The organism is Paraburkholderia sp. UCT2, from assembly GCF_014397665.1.
Lineage (GTDB): Bacteria > Pseudomonadota > Gammaproteobacteria > Burkholderiales > Burkholderiaceae > Paraburkholderia > Paraburkholderia tuberum.
The window spans coordinates 29,878-49,791 of the sequence record NZ_VZQO01000008.1 but is presented as its reverse complement, the minus strand read 5'-3'; the positions used below and the strand labels follow the sequence as shown (position 1 = coordinate 49,791).

Below are 19,914 nucleotides of genomic sequence, written 5' to 3'. Positions count from 1 at the left end.
TCTGTCGTCCTCAGGTAACGGCGCCGCGCTGGGCGAATTCAGGGGCCCGCCAGGCCTCGCGAGTGAGCACGTCGCGCAAGATTTCGACGGCGTCCCATACGTCGACGAAGCGCGTGTACAGCGGCGTGAAGCCGAAGCGCAGCACGTGCGGCTCGCGATAGTCGCCGATCACGCCGTGCGAGATCAGCGCCTGCATCACCTCGTAGCCGTGCGGATGTTCGAAGCTCGCGTGCGAGCCGCGCTTCGCATGCTCACGCGGCGTCGCGAGCTTCAATGGAAATTCGCTGCAACGTGTCTCGACGAGTTCGATGAACAGATCGGTCAGCGCGAGCGACTTCTGGCGGACCGCCTGCATAGACGTTTGCAGGAACACGTCGAGCCCGCATTCGACGAGCGCCATCGACACCATCGGCTGCGTGCCGCACAGGTAGCGGCCCACGCCGTTGTCGGGCTGATACGTCGGGTTCATCTCGAACGGCGCGCGATGCCCCCACCAGCCCGACAGCGGCTGCGCAAACTCGTTCTGGTGACGTCTGGGCACCCACACGAACGCGGGCGAACCGGGACCGCCGTTCAGATACTTGTACGTGCAGCCGACCGCGTAGTCGGCACCGACGCCGTTCAGATCGACCGGCACCGCGCCCGCCGAATGCGCGAGATCCCACAGCGCGAGCGCGCCCCTGTCGTGAATCAGCTTCGTCAGCGCGGCCATGTCGTGCATGTAGCCGGTGCGGTAGTTCACGTGCGTGATCATCGCGATCGCGGTGTCCTCGCCGATCGCGTCGGGCAGTTCGGACGGATCGTCGACGAGGCGCAGCTCGTAGCCGCGATCGAGCTGCTCGATCAGGCCCTGCGCGATATACAGATCGCTCGGGAAGTTCGAGCGCTCGGACACGATCACGCGACGCTTCGGATCGCGCGCATTGGCGAGCCGCACGGCGGCCGACAGCAGCTTGAACAGGTTGATCGAGATCGTGTCGGTAATCACGACTTCGTCTTCGGCCGCGCCGATCAGCGGCGCGAGCTTGTTGCCGAGTCGGCGTGGCAGCGCGAACCAGCCGGCATTGTTCCAGCTGCGGATCAGTCCTTCGCCCCATTCGGCGGCGATCACGGTCTGCGCGCGCTGCGCGGCGGCGGCCGGCGGCACGCCGAGCGAGTTGCCGTCGAGATAGATGGTCGTCGGCGACAGCGCGAACTGGTCACGCAGCGCTGCGAGCGGTTCGGCGCTGTCGAGCGCCACGGCTTCATCACGATGGTTCATGGTGGTTCGATGGGTTGGGTTGTCGGGTTGATCGCTCGCCGGGGAGCGTGGCTGAGCGCGAACCGGGCAGTGCACGCAGCACCGCGCGCACCGGGCTCGCGTCGAGCGCGGTCAGCTTCAGCGGCAGCGCGATCAGTTCGTAGTCGCCGGGTTCGACCGCGTCGAGCACGATGCCCTCGAGAATCGCCATCCGGTGCGCGCGAATGCGGTGATGCGCATCCATCGTCTTCGATTCCTGCGGATCGAGCGACGGCGTGTCGATGCCGAGCAGCGTCACGCCGCGCGCGGCGAGCAGGTCGACAGTCTCGGGCGCGACCGCGCAGAACGCACTATCCCACTCGCGCGTCGGCGCTTTTCTGTAAGTGCGCAGTAAGACTCGCGGCGGCAAATCGTCGAGCGAGCCGGCCAGATGTTGTGGCGTCACAACAGGCGATGCGCCGATACAGTCAATCACTCTGCATAAACCGAGATATGCGTCGAGCGGCACGTTGCCGATTGCGGCGCCGTCGGCGTCGTAGTGCAGCGGCGCATCGGTATGCGCGCCGGTGTGCGGCGAGATCGTCAGACGCGCGACATTGACCGGCGAGCCAGCCTCCATGCGCCAGACGCGCTCGATGCCGACCGGCGTGTCGCCCGGCCAGACGGGCGTGGCGGTATCGACGGCGGGGGTGATGTCCCAGAGTGCTCGCATGACGGTGTCGACGGTTGGTGACTATCTCTAAATGATAGAGGTCAAGCTGTGAAATGTGATTGCGAAAAAATCTCCTTACCAGCCGCGTCTTGGAACATAATTTGAGTCAAACCGGAAAGGGAGACCGAATATGAACGCGATCTCGCTCGACGCCACCGATTGCCGTATCTTGACGGTGCTTCAGCAGGAAGGACGGATCAGCAATCTCGACCTGGCGGAGCGCATCTCGCTCTCGCCATCGGCCTGTCTGCGACGCCTGCGTCTGCTGGAAGAGCAGGGCGTCATCGAACACTACCGAGCGTGCCTGAACCGCGAAGTTTTGGGGTTCGAGCTGGAAGCGTTCGTGCAGGTATCGATGCGCAACGACCAGCAGAACTGGCACGAGAGTTTTGCCGAAGCGCTGCGCGACTGGCCCGAAGTGGTCGGCGCTTTCGTCGTGACCGGCGAAACCCACTATCTGCTGCGCGTGCTCGCGCATAACCTCAAGCACTATTCGGATTTCGTGCTCAATCGCCTGTACAAGGCGCCGGGGGTGATGGACATCCGCTCGAACATCGTGCTCGAAACGCTGAAGGAAGATTCGGGCGTGCCGGTGTCGCTCGTGAAGAAGAACAGCGGGCACGGAGCCACGCATAGCGACCGTTGAGGATGATGAGGGCGGGGCGCGCCGTTTTCGACGCGTCCGACCGACAGGCGCTACAGACGCCAGCGAAGCGCCGCGCCGCTCAAAGCGGCTTCAGGCCGTGGAACTGCGCGCTCTGGAACACGAGCGGCAGCATGTCCGCGGCATTTTCGTGCACACCGCAGCGCTCCACTTCGCCGACGAAAATCACGTGGTCGCCCTCCTCGTAGCGGCTGCGGTTATGGCATTCGAACCACGCGAGTGCGCCGTCGAGGACCGGCATGCCGCTGTCGCCCGCCGCGTGCGACACGCCCTCGAAGCGGTCGCCCTTCACGGTCGCGAAGCGCTTGCACAGATCGAGCTGCGTCGAGGCCAACACATTGATCACGTAGTGACTGTTGGCGCGGAACACCGGCATCGACGCGGAGCGCGTCGCGAGACTCCACAGCACGAGCGGCGGAGAAAGCGACACCGAGTTGAACGAACTGGCCGTGATGCCGATCAGTTGGCCGGATGCGGCGCGCGTCGTAATCACGGTGACGCCGGTCGCGAACTGGCTGAGCGCCTGTTTGAACGCGGACGGGTCGAAGTTGGGTGGGCTCGCGCGCTTCATCGGGGCGAGGCCCCCGTCGCGCGCCGTGTGAAAGAACGACTGCAGCGCGAATCAAGGCGCGAATTGAAGCGTATACCCGCGCGGCGGGAAGCGGATGTTTCGAAAGTCATGGTGAAAATCGTTGATTTCCGCCAATTTTAACTGCAATCGCCGCGCGCGCCGCACCACGATGCGTGCGGTGCGTGGCAGCCGGGCGGCTGCATCGACGATCTCCTCGAAAGGCTGCACCCGAAAATTTGCCGATCGTGCCGGATCGAGGCGCGGGCGCGGCGCCTGCGTGTGTGAGGCACGGTTATTCACACGTCGCGTGCCGGCGTTTCTATACTCGATATCTGCACGGCCGGATTTGCGGTCATTGCGCGACGGGTGCCTGACTCGTGCCTGACTGCGCCTTTCGGAACGCGTTTTCGGCCATATATTCGGATGCGGTGGCAGATACGGCGGCGCTACGCAGGCCGGCTGCCGATCATTGTGTGAATCTGATCCTGGGGTGAAGCTTATGAACGAGACAGCAACGCTCGGCGGTGGATGTTTCTGGTGCCTCGAAGCGGTGTATCTGGGCGTCGAGGGCGTCAATGCGGTGGAGTCGGGTTATGCGGGCGGTCACACGCGCCATCCGAGCTACGAGCAGGTCTGCGACGGCGACACCGGTCACGCGGAGGTGGTCAAGGTCGACTTCGATCCGGCCAAGATCAGCTATCGCGAGATTCTCGACATCTTTTTCGCGATCCACGATCCGACCCAGCTGAACCGGCAGGGCAACGACGTCGGCACGCAATACCGCTCGGTGATCTTCACGCATTCCGACGCGCAGCGCGAAACCGCGCTGCAGGCGATTCGCGAGATCGGCGAACAGCGCATCTACGACGGCAAGCTCGTGACCGAGGTGCTGCCGCTCGGCGACAACTACTGGCCCGCCGAGGCTTATCACCAGAACTATTTCGCGCAGCATCCGAATCAGGGCTACTGCTCGTTCGTGGTAGCGCCGAAAGTCGCGAAATTCCGCCAGAAGTTCGCGCATCGGATCAAGGCGGGTTAACGGCGCAGCGCGAGGATTGGAGTCGGCAACGGGCGGATGCGTGAGACCGCCCCCTGCTGTTCGTCACTGCGGTTCCTGTGCTTGCGATGGCACCTCGTCGCCGTTATCGCCGCGTCCCTGCGTGACACGCACGCAGGCTTCGACGATTTCTTCGGCCAGTTTCACGCAGCTGAGCGGCGCCGATCCCTCCGCCTTGTTGTTGACCGCGATCACGACCGGCTGACCGGCGAGCGCGTAACGCGCGGCCAGTTCGGCGAGCGACGCGCGCGTCGCCGGATCTTCGTCGACGAGCCGGTTGAACGGCTCGTACTTCGCCTTCGCCTGTTCGTACTTGAAACCGCCGTGCAGGCTCCAGCGCACGATCAGCGGACCGGCCGGCTCGCCATCGAGCAGCGCGAGCGCCGCGGCCTGGCGCAGCGGATCGGGCATCCGCGCATGAATGCCGACGCAGTAGCGCACGCCAGCCGTCTTCAGCATGCGGATGAAGCGCGGCGTGAGCAGGCTCGCGTCGCGAATCTCGACCGCGTAGCAACTGCCGTCGGGCAGCTCGGGCAGCGCGTCGAAAAACTCTCCCAGTCGTTCGATGAATACCGCCGGCTGCGCGAGCATCTGATCCGGCAGCGGCGAGAACTGGAACACCAGCGCGCCGGCCTTTGCGCCGAGGCCTTCGAGGCAGGGCGTGACGAAATCGTCGAGCGCCATCCGCGCGTTCAGGAAGCACGGGTTCAGCGACACCGGCTCGCCGCGCTCGGCGCGCACGGTGGCGTCGGTGATCGTCATCGGCGCCTTGACGATGAAGCGGAAGTGCTCGGGCACCTGCTGCGCGTAGCGCAGGTATTCGGTGACCGTCAACGCCTGGTAGAACGAGCGGTCGATGCTGACCGTCTTCAGCAGCGGATGTGCGCCGTACGCACTCAAGCCCTCGCGCGACAGTTTGCTGTTGCTGTAGTCATCGCCGTAGACGATGCCTGTCCAACCCGGGAACGACCATGTCGACGTGCCGAGGTGGATCTGCGGCGGCAATTGCGCCGCGAGCGCGAGCAGCTCCGGCGACGGCGGTGCAGCGAGCACGTCGCGGCTGCGGCGCCTTTTCGGGGCGCCGGCGGAGGCCGGGGCGGAGTCTGGTTCAGGAGCGGGGCTGTCGGGCGGGGTGTCGGCTTCGAACAGCGACGCGGGGGCGTTGGAAATTGCGGTCTTCGGCGTGCGCTTGTGCTCTGGCTGCGCGGCAGCGCTTGGGCCGAATCGGCTTCACGTGCGGACATGGCCGGCGCTTCTGCCGCGGCCTCCACCGGCATCCCGAACAGATCGAACTGCTGCGTGGCCTGATGCGCCGCATCGTCCGCGCTGCCGTCCTTGCCGTTCAACGGCTCTTCAACGTCACTCGTCCTGCTCTGGTCCATCAATGTCCGGCCTGCTGTTCATCAGAATTGCGCCGCGGCGCGCGCTCCATGCACGCCGCCGCGGCGCGACCGGTCACAAACCGGGTCACAGCCGGGTCACAGCGGTTTTTCGTACATGTAGCGGCGCGACCACGGCAGGGTTTTCGCGCTGCGGCCGGCTTTGCGGCACACCACCTGGAAAATCGACACGTCGTCGTTTTCGAACGCATACGCGCAGCCGGCCAGATACACGCGCCAGATGCGGAATTTTTCGTCATCGACGAGCTTGCGCGCCTCGTCTGCGTGGGCTTCGAAATTTTCCGCCCAGATGTCGAGCGTGTGCGCATAGTGACGGCGCAGGCTTTCGACGTCAACCGGTTCGAGCCCGCCGCGCTGCATCGCTTCGAGCGCGAGGCTGATGTGCGGCAGCTCGCCGTCCGGGAACACGAAGCGGTCGATGAACTCACCGCCGCCGAGCGCGGTTTCGCCGCTATCGGCGTCGCTCGACGTGATGCCGTGGTTCATCGCGATGCCGTCGTCGGCGAGCAGATCGTGCATCTTCTGGAAATAGCCGGGCAGGTTTTTGCGGCCGACGTGCTCGAACATGCCGACGCTCGTGATGCGGTCGAACTGCCCCTTGATGTCGCGATAGTCCTGCAGGCGGATATCGATCTGGTTTTCGAGGCCCGCCGCTTTCACGCGCGCGGTGGCGAGATCGAACTGGTTCTGCGACAGCGTGACGCCGACGCACTTCGCGCCGAACTTCTGCGCGGCGCGCAGCACGAGCGCGCCCCAGCCGCAGCCGATGTCGAGCAGACGCTGCCCGGGCTGCAGCTGGATTTTGGTCAGAATGTGATCGATTTTCTTCAGCTGCGCGGTCGCGAGGTCTTCGGTGCCGGTCTCGAAGTACGCGCACGAGTAGACCATGTTCTCGTCGAGCCACAACCTGTAGAACTCGTTCGACACGTCGTAGTGATACTGGATCGCTTTCTTATCCGACGTCTTCGAGTGATTGAAGTAGCGCCGCACGCGCGCGAGCTTGCCGGCGCTCGTCACGGTACTGCGCGCGAGCTGATAGCCGATATTGATGATGTCCGACAGCTTGCCCTCGATGTCGATCTTGCCTTTGACATAGGCTTCGCCAAGATTGTCGAGGCTCGGTTCGAGCAGATAGGGCAGCGCGGTTGCGCTCTTCACGTGTAGCGTGACCCGGGGCGCGGCGAACTGCCCGAAGTCGTGTTGCTGGCCGTCCCACAGCACGAGGCGTGCGGGCAGGTTAGCTGTGGTTTTGACATCTTCAACCCACTGCGCCAGCTTTTTCTCCCAGAACATGTGATCTCTCCGTGTTCGTTGATTTAAAGCAAAGCTATGTGGATCGCGACACGGCGCGGCGCATTCCGCGGGCCGCGCAACGCAATCCCGCCGACGCGCGCCGCTACGTTGGCGCCGCCGCCGGCCTCATTCGTCCGGTCATCGACGGTCAGGGCGACAGGCGTGCGATCAGCCAGTTGGCGCTTTCTTCCGCGCGCGTGTAAAGCAGACGATCGTGCAGCCGAGACGGCCGCCCCTGCCAGAATTCGATCGCGTCGGGCACCAGACGGTAGCCACCCCAGTGCGGCGGACGCGGAGGATTTTCGCCATATTGCAGGCTGATTTCGCGTTCGCGTACTTCGAGCTGCGAACGGCTTTCAATCACCTGACTCTGATTCGATGCCCATGCGCCGATCCGCGAGCCGAGCGGACGAGACGCGAAATACGCGTCACTGTCTGCCTCGCTCGTTTTGACGACGCGGCCCTCGATGCGCACCTGGCGTTCGAGTTCGATCCAGTGAAACAGCAGGCTCGCGTAGGGGTTCACGTTCAGTTCGCGGCCCTTGCGGCTTTCATAGTTGGTGAAGAATACGAAACCGCGCTCGTCGACGCCCTTGATGAGCACGATGCGTGCCGAAGGCCGGCCGCGCGCGTCGACCGTGGCCAGCGTCATTGCATTCGGCTCGGGCAGCTTGGCGTCGATGGCCTGCTGGAACCACGTGTCGAATTGACGGAACGGATCGCGGTTGACGTCGGCAACGTCCAGTGAACCCAGCGAGTAGTTTTTTCGAAGCTCGGCGAGTGAGATCATGTTCTTATGCGAACGCTACAGTGTGGGCCAAGTATAGCTAAGGCGTCAGGTTTTTGCGCGTGAGCGGAGCAACGTATGGCGCGGCGCATGTTGCGCCAGCGCAAGCCTGCAACATCGCGTCACTGCTCGTGGTCCTGCGCGGCTGTTTTCACGTGTTCAGGCAAAATACGGGCTGCGCGCCCCATTTGCCAGAGCAATTTGCCCAGGCAATTTGCCAAAGCGCCGCCGCCTGCTTTGTTCCGCCTGTGTTTTCGAGCCCTGCCATCATGTCCAGCACCACCGCGCAATCCGATCTTACTACCAGCCTCGACGCGAACGAAACCGCCGACCGCGCGCGCCGTTTCGGCGGCATCGCCCGTCTGTATGGCGCGCCCGCGCTCGCCGCATTCGAGGGTGCGCACGTCGCGGTGATCGGCATCGGTGGGGTGGGGTCGTGGGTCGCGGAGGCGTTTGCGCGCAGCGCGCTCGGCACGCTGACGCTGATCGATCTCGACAACGTCGCGGAAAGCAATACGAACCGGCAGATTCACGCGCTCGACGGCAACTACGGAAAACCGAAGGTCGAAGCGATGGCCGAACGCATCGCGGCAATCAATCCGTACTGCGAGGTGCGGCTGATCGAGGACTTCGTCGAGCCGGACAATTTCGCGGCCACGCTCGGCGACGGCTTCGACTATGTGATCGACGCGATCGACAGTGTGCGCACGAAGACCGCGCTGATCGCATGGTGCGTCGAGCGCAAGCAGCCGCTGATCACGGTCGGCGGCGCGGGCGGTCAGCTCGACCCGACGCGGATCCGCATCGACGATCTCGCGCTGACCATCCAGGACCCGCTGCTGTCGAAGGTGCGCGGGCAGTTGCGCAAGCAGCATGGCTTTCCGCGCGGGCCGAAGGCGAAGTTCAAGGTGAACGCCGTGTATTCCGACGAGCCGCTGATCTATCCGGAAGCGGCCGTCTGCGATATCGATGAAGAAGCCGAGCACGTGAGCACGTCGCCGGGGCATACGGGGCCGGTCGGCTTGAACTGCGCGGGGTTTGGCTCCAGCGTGTGCGTGACCGCGAGCTTTGGTTTTGCGGCCGCGGCGTACGTGTTGCGGGAGCTTGCGAAGAAGGCGACGGTTTAGGTGGCAGCCCGGGCGGCGGTTTCAACCGCGCTGACCCAGGCTGCCATCGGGCAAAACATCACAATCGATCAATACAACGACGCGCTCAGCCTGCGCCGCCACTGCGACACCAGCTCCGGCTGATGCGCGGCCAGATCGAACACCGACAACATCGTCTTGCGGCCGATATCGTCGCGGAACGCGCGGTCGCGTTGCACGATCGCGAGCAGATGTTCGAGCGCCTGCGCGTATTTGCGTCGCGCGATAAACGCATTCGCAAGATCGAAGCGTGCTTCGAGATCGTCGGGGTTGCCGGCGACACGCGCTTCGAGCGCATCGGTGGGCGGCAGGTCCGCGGCGGCGTCCACCGCGTCGAGCCGCGTCTTGATCGCGTTGAAACGCGCGTCGATGCCTTGCGTGGTTTTCGGCGACAGCAGATCGACTTCGTTGCGCGCCTCATCGATGCGGTTGTCTTCGAGCAGTAACTCGATGCGGTCCATGCGCGCGTCGTCGAAGCCCGGGTCGTACGCGAGCGCCGCTTGCAGCAGGTCGTAGGCGTCGTCGCGGCGGCCTTCGGCGAGCGCGGTCTGCGCTTCGATGCGCGCGGCCGGCGCCCCTTGCGGCACGAGCCGGTCGAGGAACTCGCGCAGCTGTCCTTCCGTCAGCACGCCGACGAACTGATCGACGGCCTGGCCGTCGGCGAACGCGATCACGTGCGGAATGCTGCGCACCTGGAAGTGCGCGGCCAGCTCGTGGTTCTCGTCCACGTTGACCTTCACGAGCTTCCATTTGCCGGCGGCTTCGGCTTCGAGCTTTTCGAGCATCGGGCCGAGACTCTTGCAGGGGCCGCACCACGGCGCCCAGAAATCGACCAGCACGGGGGCCAGCATCGACGCCTTGATGACGTCCTGTTCGAAAGTGGCCAGAGTGGTGTCCATTGCGTCCTCGTCGATAGAAACGGTTCGTGGTTAGCTGGGGCCGAATCGCACTAATTCAATGCCCGCCCTGGCGCGCGGCCCGGCGCCGTCACTTGCGCTGCGGCAGCGGAATCCATTCGGTTTCGCCGGGCACGTGGCCCATTTCCTGATTGGTCCACGCGAGCTTCGCGGCTTCGATCTTCTCGCGCGAGCTCGCGACGAAATTCCATTCGATGAAGCGCTCGCCGTCGAGCTTCTCGCCGCCGAGCAGCATCGCGCGCGCGCCGTGCGTGCTCGCGAGCGTGACGGTTTCGTCGAGCGCGAGCACGGCCATCTGGCCCGCTTCGAGCGGCGTGCCGTCGATCTCCAGATCGCCTTCCACCAGATATACACCGCGCTCCTCGTGCTCCGGTTCGAGCGCGAACGCGCTGCCCGGCGTGAAGTCGGCGGCGACGTACAGCGTGCCCGAAAACGTCGCGACCGGCGACACCGCGCCGAACGCGGCGCCCGCGATCACGCGCAGCGTCACGCCGTTGCGCTCGACGACCGGCAAGCTCGCCGCCGCGTGATGCGCGAACGACGGCTCGGCGTCTTCATCGGCGAGCGGCAGCGCGACCCAGGTCTGGATGCCGTGAATCGTCTGGCCGCGCGCGCGGTCTTCCGGCGGCGTTCGCTCCGAATGGACGATGCCGCGCCCGGCCGTCATCCAGTTGACGTCGCCGGGGACGATCTTCTGCTCGGAGCCGAGGCTGTCGCGATGCATGATCGCGCCGTCGAACAGATAGGTGACGGTCGCGAGGCCGATATGCGGATGCGGGCGCACGTCGAGGCCGCTGCCGGGTTCGAGGGTCGCGGGGCCCATGTGGTCGAAGAAAATGAACGGGCCGACGAGGCGCGCCGCCATCGCGGGCAGCACGCGCCGCACGGTCAGATTGCCGATGTCGCGTAAGTGCGGTTTGAGGACGGCTTTGATCGAGGAAGTCATGGGCAGGCTCGACGGGAAAGTGGAAGGAGAAGGCTCGGATGGTCGATTCTACTGCGCGTCGCGCGCTGCCGACGGCAACGGCGCACGCTCGCCATGAGCGGGCGCAACGAAGCGAATTTGCGGCCTCCGTTACACTGCCAGATCGAACCATTTCTTTGGAGACCCGGATGTCGCCCAGGGACTTGCTGCTCGCGCTGATCGTCGTGCTCGCGTGGGGCGTCAATTTCGTCGTGATCAAGGTCGGCCTGCACGGCGTGCCGCCGATGCTGCTCGGCGCGCTGCGCTTTACGCTCGCTGCGGTCCCGGCGGTGTTTTTCGTCAAGCGGCCGCAGATGCCGTGGCGGTGGCTGTTCGCCTACGGCGCGACGATCTCGTTCGGGCAATTCGCGTTCCTGTTCTCGGCGATGTACGTCGGCATGCCGGCGGGGCTTGCATCGCTGGTACTTCAGGCGCAGGCGTTTTTCACGCTGATCTTCGCGGCGCTGTTTCTGCACGAGCGCTTCCGTTTGCCGAACGTCGCGGGTCTGCTGATCGCCGCGGCGGGGCTTGCGGTGATCGGCCTGCAAGGCGGCCACACGATGTCCGTCGCTGGTTTCCTGCTGACGCTGTGCGCCGCGTGCATGTGGGCACTCGGCAACATCGTTACGAAGAAGGTTGGCAAGGTCGATTTGGTCGGACTCGTCGTGTGGGGGAGCCTGATTCCGCCGCTGCCGTTTTTCGCGGCGTCGTTCGTGTTCGAAGGGCCGCGCGAGATCGCCGCCGCGCTGACCGGTATCAGCGCGCTGTCGATCTTCGCGATCGTCTATCTGGCGTTTATCGCGACGCTGCTCGGCTATGGCTTGTGGAGCCGTCTGCTGTCGCGCTATCCGGCGAGCCAGGTCGCGCCGTTCTCGCTGCTGGTGCCAATCGTCGGACTCGCGTCGGCGTCGCTGCTGCTCGGCGAGCAACTGTCTGCGATGCAGGTGGCGGGCGCGTTGCTCGTGATGGCGGGGCTCGCGGTCAACGTGTTCGGCGGCTGGGTCGTGCAGCGCTTGATACCGGCACGCTGAGCAACCGTTGCACCACGCGTCGCGAGCGTGAATAAAAAAACGGCCGCGAGGCCGTTTTTTTATTGCTTCGTGTGTGCCGACATCACGTCATGCGGCTCTTCGCGAGCGGCGGATTCGCCGCGAAATAGCGCTTGATGCCGGTCAGGATCGCGCTCGCCATCTTGTCGCGATACGCGTCGTCGTTGAGGCGGCGCTCTTCGTCCGGATTGCTGATGAACGCGGTCTCGACGAGGATCGACGGAATGTCCGGCGCCTTCAGCACCGCGAAACCGGCCTGCTCGACCGAGCCCTTGTGCAGCTTGTTGATGTCGCCGATCTCTTTGAGCACGAAATTCCCGTAGCGCATCGAGTCGCGAATCTGCGCGGTGGTCGACATGTCGAACAGTGCGCGATTCACGGTGGCGTCGGCGGACTTGATGTTGATGCCGCCGATCAGATCCGACGAGTTCTCCTTGTTCGCCATCCAGCGCGCGGCCGCGCTCGACGCGCCGTGCTCCGACAGCGCGAACACCGAGGAGCCCTTCGCCTCGGGCGTCGTGAACGCGTCCGCGTGGATCGACACGAACAGGTCCGCGCCGACGCGGCGCGCTTTCTGCACGCGCACGTTCAGCGGCACGAAGAAGTCGGCGTCGCGCGTCATCATCGCGCGCATGTTCGGCTGCGCGTCGATCTTCGCGCGCAGCTTCTTCGCGATGTCGAGCGCGACGTGCTTCTCGTAGGTGCCTGCGCCGCCGATCGCGCCCGGGTCCTCGCCGCCATGACCCGGATCGATTGCGACGGTGAGCAGTCGCACGGTGTTGCTGCGGCTCGACTTCGGTGTGGTGAATGCGTAGGTGTCGCCGCTGTCGCCGAGGTTGTCGTTGTTGCTGTCGAGACCGCGTGCGGTGCTGTTGCTGTTGGCGTTGCCACCCTTGTTGCGCGCCAGTGCGGCAGGCGGCGCGGAGGGCGCCGCCTGCCTGCCGGCAATGACCGGCGCGGACGGCGCCGCCTGCCTGCCGGCAATGACCGGCGCGGACGGCGCCGTCGTGCCATGCGTGGGCGGATGCGGTACGCCCGCGGCGCCATTGCCGGCGCCACCGTTCTGCGCGTAGTGCTCGAAGAACGCTTCGCTGTTGTCGACCGGCGGCGCCGTGCCGGGGCCGGCAAGCGTTGCGGGCGGCGCGCTGTTTTCTTCGTTGAGCGCCTGCTGCTTGCGCTCGGTCTGCGCGAGCAGGTCCATCAACGGATCGGGCGCGACAGCCGGATACAGGTCGAACACGAGCCGGTACTTGTACGCGCCGACCGGCGGCAGCGCGAACACCTGCGGCTTCACCGAGCCCTTCAGGTCGAACACCATGCGCACCACGTGCGGCTGATACTGCCCGACCCGCACCGACGAAATCTGCGGATCGTTTGGTGTGATCTTCGAGACCAGCTCCTTCAGCGCCTGATCGAGGTCGAGGCCGTTCAGATCGACGACGAGCCGGTCCGGTCCCTGCAGCAGTTGCTGCGTGTTCTGCAGCGGCTGATCGGATTCGATCGTCACGCGCGTGTAGTCGCGCGCGGGCCACACGCGCACGCCGAGCACCGAGCTCGCAAACGCGAGACGCGGGGCGACGAGGCCGAGCACCAGCGTCGACGCACCCGCGCCCAGGATCTGCCGGCGCCGCCAGTTATGCGTTGCGCCCGCCGCCGATTCGATCGAATGGAATGGTTTGATTAACATCTTTCGAGACATGCCTTTCCTGATTCGCTATAAGCGCGTGCGACGAGTACGCGTGCGTCCGCGTTTGCGTCTGTGTTGCCGACGAGCCCGAGCGAGAAGACGAGATCCGGCACGCCGAGCAGCGGTCCCGCGCGTTGCGGCCATTCGACGAGGCAGACCGCGCCGCTGTCGAAATATTCGCGAAAGCCCGCGTCGGCCCATTCGGCCGGATCGGTGAATCTGTACAGATCGAAGTGATAGAGCGCAAGTTCCCCGGCGGGCCGCTCGAGCACATACGGTTCGACGAGCGTGTAGGTCGGACTGCGCACGCGGCCGGTGTGGCCGAGGCCGCGCAAGGTCGCGCGCACGAGCGTGGTTTTGCCGGCGCCGAGGTCGCCGACCAGTTGGACTTGCAGGCCGTGGAACGCGGGGCCGCTTGCGGCGCCAGGCTGGGCTGGCTGTGCCTGATGCGAGGCCGCGCGCACGCTTTCGATCGCCTGTGCGAAGCGCGCGCCGAACGCCTGCGTGGCGGCTTCGTCCGCGAGCGCGAAAGAGCGTTCGAGCAGCACGGGAGCGGACGGTAGGGGCGCGTGATCGGGATTGACAGGCATTCTCGTAAAATGGCGTGATGAACCGAAGTCCGAAGTCCCCTGTTTTCTGCACGCCCGCATCGGCCGATGATGCCATGCGAGCTTCTGGCGCAACGTCCCGTTTCGACGAGGCGGCGCTTCGTGCGCTCGCGCTCGACATCAAGACGTGGGGCCGTGAACTCGGTTTCGGGGCGATCGGCATTAGCGATACCGATCTGTCGGCCGCCGAAGCGCCGCTTGCAGCGTGGCTCGAAGCGGGTTGCCACGGCGAGATGGATTATATGGCCAAACACGGCATGAAACGCGCGCGGCCGGCCGAGCTTGTGGCCGGCACGCGACGCGTGATCACCGCGCGCATCGCCTATTTGCCTGCGCAGACGCTGGAAGCAGAGGCGGCTGAAGGGGCGCATGAAGGGGGCCATGAAAGCGCGCCTGAAAGCATGCCGCAAGACGTAACGCAACCCGCCTCACGCGCCACACCCCGCGCGCGCGACTGGCGCGCGGCCGAGCACGCGCGGCTCGCGGACCCGTCGACGGCGGTCGTGTCGATCTACGCGCGCGGCCGCGACTATCACAAGGTGATGCGCCAGCGCCTGCAACAACTGGCCGACCGGATCGAAGCGGCGATCGGGCCGTTCGGCTATCGCGTGTTCACCGATTCGGCGCCGGTGCTCGAAGTCGAGCTTGCGCAGAAGGCCGGCATCGGCTGGCGCGGCAAGCACACGTTGCTGCTGCAGCGCGACGCCGGCTCGCTGTTTTTCCTCGGCGAGATCTATGTCGACGTCCCGCTGCCGACCGACGCAGAAACCTCGCCCGAGGCCGCGCCCGAAACGCCGGGCTCGCATTGTGGCAGCTGCGCGCGCTGCATCGGCGCCTGTCCGACCGGGGCGATCGTCGCGCCGTACAAGGTCGACGCGCGGCGTTGCATCTCGTATCTGACGATCGAGCTGAAGGGCAGTATTCCGCTCGACCTGCGGCCGCTGATCGGCAATCGGGTGTACGGCTGTGACGATTGCCAGCTCGTGTGTCCCTGGAACAAGTTCGCGCAGGCCGCACCGGTCGCCGATTTCGACGTGCGGCACGGGCTAGATCGCGCGTCGCTGGTCGAACTGTTCGCGTGGAGCGCCGAGGAGTTCGATACGCGCATGCAGGGCAGCGCGATTCGCCGCATCGGCTACGAGAGCTGGCTGCGCAATCTCGCGGTCGGCATGGGTAACGCGTTGCGCGCCGCGCCAGGAAGTCTCGACCTCGATGCCCGTGGCGCGATCGTGCTGGCTTTGAGGCAGCGAGCCGACGATCCGTCGGCGGTCGTGCGCGAGCATGTGGAGTGGGCGCTCGAAGCGGCGTAAAGTCGTGACAATTCGGTGCCGGCAATCTGGCACGCTAGAGGAGCAGGCAATCATGTTCAACGCAGTGATCGATGCGCCGTTCGGCAAGATCGGCATCCGGCTCGAAGGCGAAGCCGTGCGCGAGATCGTCTATCTGCCCGACTCGACGCCCAACGTCGCGCCCGACACGCCGCTCGCACGCGAGGTGGCCGAACAGATCGAGCGTTATTTCGAGCACGCGTCAGCGAAATTCGAGCTGCCGCTCGCCGAGTGCGGCACCGCGTTCCAGCGGCGCGTGTGGCAGGCGATCAGCGACATCCCGCCCGGCGTCGTGCTGACTTACGGACAACTCGCCAAGCAGCTCGGCAGCGTGCCGCGCGCGGTCGGCCAGGCGTGCGGCGCCAATTTCTTTCCGATCGTGATTCCGTGTCACCGCGTGGTGAGTTCGAGCGGCATCGGCGGCTTCGCGCACGATGGCGGCGACGGCTTCTTCCGCAACGTGAAGCGCTGGTTGCTCGCGCATGAAGGTGTGCCGTACGTATGAGCACGAGCACCACCACCGATACCGCTGTACACGTCGAAGACACAGCCGCCGCATCACCGCTGCTGCTGACCAGCTCCGCATCGATCGACGCCTTCTGCGACGCGCTGTGGCTCGAACATGGCCTGTCGCGCAACACGCTCGACGCATATCGCCGCGACTTGCGGCTCTTCTGCGAATGGCTCGCGCACGCGCGCAACGCTTCGCTCGACACCGCGAGCGAAGCCGACCTGAGCGCCTACAGCGCGGCGCGGCAAAAGGACAAGGCGACCTCGGCGAACCGCCGGCTGTCGGTGTTTCGCCGCTATTACGCGTGGGCGGTGCGCGAGCATCGCGCGGCCGCCGATCCGACCTTGCGCATCCGCTCGGCGAAGCAGCCGCCGCGATTTCCGTCGACGTTGAGCGAGGTCCAGGTCGAAGCGTTGCTCGGCGCACCCGACATCGACACGCCGCTCGGCTTGCGCGATCGCACGATGCTCGAATTGATGTACGCGAGCGGCTTGCGCGTGACCGAACTGGTCACACTGAAAACCGTCGAGGTGGGACTCAACGAAGGCGTCGTGCGCGTCACTGGCAAGGGCTCGAAGGAGCGGCTGGTTCCGTTCGGCGAAGAGGCGCACGCGTGGATCGAGCGCTATCTGCGCGAGGCGCGCCCGGCGCTCCTCGGCCCGCGCGCGGCCGATGCGCTATTCGTGACGACACGCGCGGAAGGCATGACGCGCCAGCAGTTCTGGAACATCATCAAGCGACACGCGCAGGCTGCGGGCGTCCATGCGCCGTTGTCGCCGCACACGCTGCGGCACGCGTTCGCGACCCATCTGCTCAATCACGGCGCGGATCTGCGCGTCGTGCAATTGCTGCTCGGTCACACCGATATTTCGACGACGCAGATCTACACGCACGTCGCGCGAGAGCGGCTGAAATCGCTGCATGCGCAGCATCATCCGCGCGGGTGAGCACGACGTGAAGCGCGCGGGTGCCCACGCGCTTCACACGAACTCGCGTAACCGGTGCTTGAGAATCTTGCCGGTCGATGCGGCCGGCAGCGCTGCGAGCACCTTCAGCTCGGCTGGCCGCTTATACGGCGCGAGCCGCTCGCCGCACCACGCGATCAACTCCGCGGGCGTGACCGTCGCGCCGGAAACCAGTTCGACGAACGCGATCACCTCCTCGTTGCCCTCGACCGCGCGTCCGATCACCGCCGACTGTACTACCTGCGGATGCGCGTTCAGCACGTGCTCGACCTCGGCCGGATACACGTTGAAGCCCGAGCGGATGATCAGCTCCTTGCTGCGCCCGACGATATGCAACGCGCCGTCCGCGGCCTGCCGCGCGAGGTCGCCGGTCTTCAGCCAGCCATCCTCGGTGACGCTCGCGCGGGTCTGCTCGGGGTTGCGGTAATAGCCGAGCATCACGTTCGGCCCGCGCACCCATAGCTCGCCGATCTCGCCCGGCGCGGCGTCGGCGCCGTCGAGCCCGACGAACTTCACTTCGACGCCCGGAATGACCTCGCCGACCGAGCAATCGGCGCGCGGTGCGTCGACCATCGTCTGCGACACGGTCGGGCTGCTTTCGGTCATGCCGTAGCCGTTGTGCAGCGGCAGACCGTACAGGGCTTCGGCCTGCGCTTTCAGCGCGGCGTCGAGCGGCGAGCCGCCCGAGTACGCGAAGCGCAGTCGCGGCGCGGACCATGCGTGGCCGTGCGTGTGCAGATGTTCGAGCAGCTTCGCGTGCATCGCCGGCACGCCCTGGAAGATCGAGACGTGCTCGGTGGCGAGGGCGAGGCGCACCGCTTCCGGCACGAAGCGCGGCGCGAGCCGCAACGTCGCGCCCGCATGCAGGCTGCCGAGACACACCGACGCGAAGCCGTACACATGCGAGATCGGCAGCACCGCATAGACGACGTCGTCGGGCCCGACCTGGCGCAGCCGGCTCGACACGGCCGCGATGTACAGCAGATTGCGATGCGACAGCATCACGCCTTTCGGCGTGCCGGTGGTGCCGGTCGTGTAGATCAGCGCCGCGCATTGGCGGTCGCTGGCGGCTTCGACGGCTTCGGCTTGCACGCTGCTGTCTACCACATACGACCATGCGCCGATGTCCGGCGACAGCGTGGGTGCGTGCGTCGCTCGATGCCGCTCAGCATGCTGGCGCGCGTCGGGCGAGCTTTCGAGCGCATACGCGACGACGCGCGGTTGCGCATGCGCGCGGATCGAATCGAGTTCGGCGGCCGACAGCCGGGCGTTCGACACGAGCGCCCATGCATCGAGCTTCGCGGTCGCGAACAGCAGCACGATTTGCGCGATGCTGTTCTCGGCGACGATCATCACGCGATCGCCGCCGCGCACGCCCCAGTCGCGCAGCAGCGCGGCGGCCGCATCGACGGCCTCGCGCAGTTGCGCGTTGGTCAGGCGGCGCGCATCTTCGATCAGCGCGACATGCCGCGGATCGTGTGCGGCGGCGAGCGCCGGAATGTCGCCGATGCGGGCGGGCAGGGCGGCGAGCAGCGCGGGGATATCGATCGTGGAACGGATGGATGAAGCCTGCTTCAACACTGTCACCTCTTTACCAATTCGTAGCCCTGCGCGCAGTATCTCGCACCGCGCCGGCATATTTTCGAACGATCGTGCCACAAGTGTCGAACCCGCACAATTGGCCATCCGGCAAATAGCCGTTGTGCAAACTCGCCATTACAATGCGCCGATGAGCAAATCCAGACATGTGTCGGAAACACCCGCCACGCAGTTGCTGCGCCGTCACGGCGTCACGTTCGGCGAGCATCCTTACGACTACGTCGAGCATGGCGGCACCGCGGAATCGTCGTGCCAGCTCGGCGTCGACGAGCATCGCGTCGTGAAGACGCTGGTGATGGAAGACGAGCACGCGAAGCCGCTGATCGTGCTGATGCACGGCGATCGCACCGTCAGCACCAAGAACCTCGCGCGGCAGATCGGCGCGAAGCGCGTCGAGCCGTGCAAGCCCGAGGTCGCGAACCGGCATTCGGGTTATCTGATCGGCGGCACGTCGCCGTTCGGCACGCGCAAGCAGATGCCGGTGTATGTCGAGTCGACCATTCTCGAGATGGACAAAATCTGGTTGAACGGCGGGCGGCGCGGCTTTCTCGTCAGCATCGAGCCGAAGGTGCTCACCGATCTGCTCGCGGCAAAGCCGGTGCAATGCGCGAGCGTGGACTGACGCCGATGAGCGGGTTGACGTTTGCCTGAATGTTTTTCGCGCGGACGCGTTCGGTAAAATGTGCGCCGCCCTGATTCGACGGGCATGCCCTGTTGCGGTTGGGGTATCGAATGTCAGACCGCGATCCTTATAAGAGTCCCAGATGCAAAACCTGATCGTCGCTGTCGTTGCCTATCTGATCGGTTCGTTGTCGTTTGCCGTGATCGTGAGCGCCGCGATGGGCCTCGACGACCCGCGCTCGTACGGCTCGGGCAACCCGGGCGCCACCAACGTGCTGCGCAGCGGCAGCAAGAAGGCCGCGATTCTGACGCTGATCGGCGACGCCTTCAAGGGCTGGCTGCCGGTATGGCTGGTCGTGCATTTCGGCGCGCGTTACGGGCTCGACGAGCGCGCGATCGCGATTGCGTCGCTTGCGGTGTTTCTCGGTCACCTGTATCCGATTTTCTTCCGCTTCAAGGGCGGCAAAGGCGTCGCGACCGCCGCGGGCGTGCTGCTCGCGATCAACCCGACGCTCGGCGTCGCGACCTTGCTAACCTGGCTGATCGTCGCGTTCTTTACGCGCTACTCGTCGCTCGCGGCGCTGTGCTCGGCGCTGTTCGCGCCGCTGTTCTACGTGTTTCTGTTCGGGCCGCGCATCGTCGCGCTCGCGGTTCTGGTGATGAGCCTGCTGCTCGTGTGGCGGCATCGCGGCAATATTGCGAAGCTGATGCGGGGGCAGGAGAGCCGTATCGGCGACAAAAAGAAGGCAGCCGGTCCGGCGGCGGGCAACGATCTTTGAAGTGGGCTGAGCGCTTC

At 65.5% G+C, this 19,914-nt stretch carries 20 protein-coding genes and 1 pseudogene; 9 read left to right on the top strand and 12 right to left on the bottom strand.

From position 1 onward, the window contains the following. Nucleotides 1-10: 10 nt before the first annotated feature. Together kynU and kynB are read right to left on the bottom strand one after the other, a co-directional pair. Nucleotides 11-1,261 (bottom strand): kynureninase, encoded by a 1,251-nt coding sequence (gene kynU / locus F6X39_RS08980; RefSeq protein ID WP_187616373.1) that lies wholly within the window; start codon nt 1,259-1,261, stop codon nt 11-13. Continuing rightward, nucleotides 1,248-1,952, bottom strand: a complete 705-nt coding sequence (gene kynB / locus F6X39_RS08975) for an arylformamidase (protein ID WP_187616372.1) — start codon at nt 1,950-1,952, stop codon at nt 1,248-1,250. Before kynB ends, kynU begins: the two co-directional genes overlap by 14 nt. A gap of 130 nt (nt 1,953-2,082) precedes the next feature. On the opposite strand from kynB, the gene F6X39_RS08970 reads away from it, so the two are divergent. Further along, nucleotides 2,083-2,598, top strand: coding sequence for an Lrp/AsnC family transcriptional regulator (locus F6X39_RS08970; RefSeq protein ID WP_018421651.1), 516 nt, complete (start codon nt 2,083-2,085; stop codon nt 2,596-2,598). 79 nt (nt 2,599-2,677) lie between these two features. Here F6X39_RS08970 and F6X39_RS08965 read toward each other — a convergent pair whose 3' ends face one another. Then, nucleotides 2,678-3,187, bottom strand: coding sequence for a flavin reductase family protein (locus tag F6X39_RS08965; RefSeq protein ID WP_090801653.1), 510 nt, complete (start codon nt 3,185-3,187; stop codon nt 2,678-2,680). A gap of 51 nt (nt 3,188-3,238) precedes the next feature. Next, nucleotides 3,239-3,487 carry a hypothetical protein gene (locus F6X39_RS08960; protein WP_187616371.1) on the bottom strand — a complete coding sequence of 83 codons (249 nt, stop codon included), beginning with the start codon at nt 3,485-3,487 and terminating at the stop codon, nt 3,239-3,241. A 199-nt stretch (nt 3,488-3,686) separates the two neighbouring features. On the opposite strand from F6X39_RS08960, the gene msrA reads away from it, so the two are divergent. Then, nucleotides 3,687-4,226, top strand: coding sequence for a peptide-methionine (S)-S-oxide reductase MsrA (gene msrA / locus F6X39_RS08955; RefSeq protein WP_187616370.1), 540 nt, complete (start codon nt 3,687-3,689; stop codon nt 4,224-4,226). Between the two features lie 63 nt (nt 4,227-4,289). Here the strand turns inward: msrA and F6X39_RS08950 are convergent. The 3 genes and pseudogenes from F6X39_RS08950 to pdxH form a co-directional block, all read right to left on the bottom strand. Next, a pseudogene (locus F6X39_RS08950) lies at nt 4,290-5,626 on the bottom strand (DUF72 domain-containing protein). Between the two features lie 96 nt (nt 5,627-5,722). Further along, on the bottom strand, nt 5,723-6,937 hold the full coding sequence (locus F6X39_RS08945) for an SAM-dependent methyltransferase (RefSeq protein WP_187616369.1): 1,215 nt from the start codon (nt 6,935-6,937) through the stop codon (nt 5,723-5,725). Between the two features lie 148 nt (nt 6,938-7,085). Continuing rightward, nucleotides 7,086-7,727, bottom strand: coding sequence for a pyridoxamine 5'-phosphate oxidase (gene pdxH / locus F6X39_RS08940; protein ID WP_187616368.1), 642 nt, complete (start codon nt 7,725-7,727; stop codon nt 7,086-7,088). 266 nt (nt 7,728-7,993) lie between these two features. Here pdxH and tcdA point away from each other — a divergent pair, with 266 nt between their 5' ends. After that, nucleotides 7,994-8,851 (top strand): tRNA cyclic N6-threonylcarbamoyladenosine(37) synthase TcdA, encoded by an 858-nt coding sequence (gene tcdA, locus F6X39_RS08935; RefSeq protein WP_187616367.1) that lies wholly within the window; start codon nt 7,994-7,996, stop codon nt 8,849-8,851. A gap of 68 nt (nt 8,852-8,919) precedes the next feature. Here the strand turns inward: tcdA and trxA are convergent, their stop codons facing one another. Both trxA and F6X39_RS08925 read right to left on the bottom strand, forming a co-directional pair. Then, nucleotides 8,920-9,768: a thioredoxin gene (gene trxA / locus F6X39_RS08930; protein ID WP_184051515.1), complete on the bottom strand. Its 849-nt coding sequence runs from the start codon at nt 9,766-9,768 to the stop codon at nt 8,920-8,922. A gap of 88 nt (nt 9,769-9,856) precedes the next feature. Further along, nucleotides 9,857-10,732: a pirin family protein gene (locus tag F6X39_RS08925; protein WP_187616366.1), complete on the bottom strand. Its 876-nt coding sequence runs from the start codon at nt 10,730-10,732 to the stop codon at nt 9,857-9,859. A 167-nt stretch (nt 10,733-10,899) separates the two neighbouring features. On the opposite strand from F6X39_RS08925, the gene F6X39_RS08920 reads away from it, so the two are divergent. Further along, a complete protein-coding gene (locus F6X39_RS08920) occupies nt 10,900-11,781 on the top strand; it encodes an EamA family transporter (RefSeq protein WP_187616365.1) in 882 nt (293 codons plus the stop codon). 82 nt (nt 11,782-11,863) lie between these two features. Here F6X39_RS08920 and F6X39_RS08915 read toward each other — a convergent pair whose 3' ends face one another. Further along, nucleotides 11,864-13,498: an N-acetylmuramoyl-L-alanine amidase gene (locus tag F6X39_RS08915; RefSeq protein ID WP_187616364.1), complete on the bottom strand. Its 1,635-nt coding sequence runs from the start codon at nt 13,496-13,498 to the stop codon at nt 11,864-11,866. Continuing rightward, nucleotides 13,480-14,076: a tRNA (adenosine(37)-N6)-threonylcarbamoyltransferase complex ATPase subunit type 1 TsaE gene (gene tsaE, locus F6X39_RS08910; RefSeq protein WP_184066394.1), complete on the bottom strand. Its 597-nt coding sequence runs from the start codon at nt 14,074-14,076 to the stop codon at nt 13,480-13,482. The genes F6X39_RS08915 and tsaE overlap by 19 nt, the downstream gene beginning before the upstream one ends. Before the next feature lie 17 nt (nt 14,077-14,093). Between tsaE and queG the strand changes: the two genes are divergently transcribed. Genes queG through xerD form a run of 3 tightly spaced genes read left to right on the top strand, consistent with a single transcriptional unit; the run spans nt 14,094 to nt 16,880 of the window. Next, nucleotides 14,094-15,404 carry a tRNA epoxyqueuosine(34) reductase QueG gene (gene queG / locus F6X39_RS08905; protein ID WP_187616363.1) on the top strand — a complete coding sequence of 437 codons (1,311 nt, stop codon included), beginning with the start codon at nt 14,094-14,096 and terminating at the stop codon, nt 15,402-15,404. Between the two features lie 52 nt (nt 15,405-15,456). Continuing rightward, nucleotides 15,457-15,927: a methylated-DNA--[protein]-cysteine S-methyltransferase gene (locus F6X39_RS08900; RefSeq protein ID WP_090801634.1), complete on the top strand. Its 471-nt coding sequence runs from the start codon at nt 15,457-15,459 to the stop codon at nt 15,925-15,927. Continuing rightward, on the top strand, nt 15,924-16,880 hold the full coding sequence (xerD, locus tag F6X39_RS08895; RefSeq protein WP_187614150.1) for a site-specific tyrosine recombinase XerD: 957 nt from the start codon (nt 15,924-15,926) through the stop codon (nt 16,878-16,880). The genes F6X39_RS08900 and xerD overlap by 4 nt, the downstream gene beginning before the upstream one ends. A 33-nt stretch (nt 16,881-16,913) precedes the next feature. Here the strand turns inward: xerD and F6X39_RS08890 are convergent, their stop codons facing one another. After that, nucleotides 16,914-18,476, bottom strand: a complete 1,563-nt coding sequence (locus tag F6X39_RS08890; RefSeq protein WP_187616362.1) for a class I adenylate-forming enzyme family protein — start codon at nt 18,474-18,476, stop codon at nt 16,914-16,916. Nucleotides 18,477-18,627: 151 nt separating this feature from the next. Between F6X39_RS08890 and ybaK the strand changes: the two genes are divergently transcribed. Together ybaK and plsY are read left to right on the top strand one after the other, a co-directional pair. After that, nucleotides 18,628-19,119: a Cys-tRNA(Pro) deacylase gene (gene ybaK, locus F6X39_RS08885; protein WP_187616361.1), complete on the top strand. Its 492-nt coding sequence runs from the start codon at nt 18,628-18,630 to the stop codon at nt 19,117-19,119. Between the two features lie 142 nt (nt 19,120-19,261). Continuing rightward, nucleotides 19,262-19,897: a glycerol-3-phosphate 1-O-acyltransferase PlsY gene (gene plsY, locus F6X39_RS08880; protein ID WP_184023064.1), complete on the top strand. Its 636-nt coding sequence runs from the start codon at nt 19,262-19,264 to the stop codon at nt 19,895-19,897. The last annotated feature ends 17 nt before the right edge of the window (nt 19,898-19,914 follow it).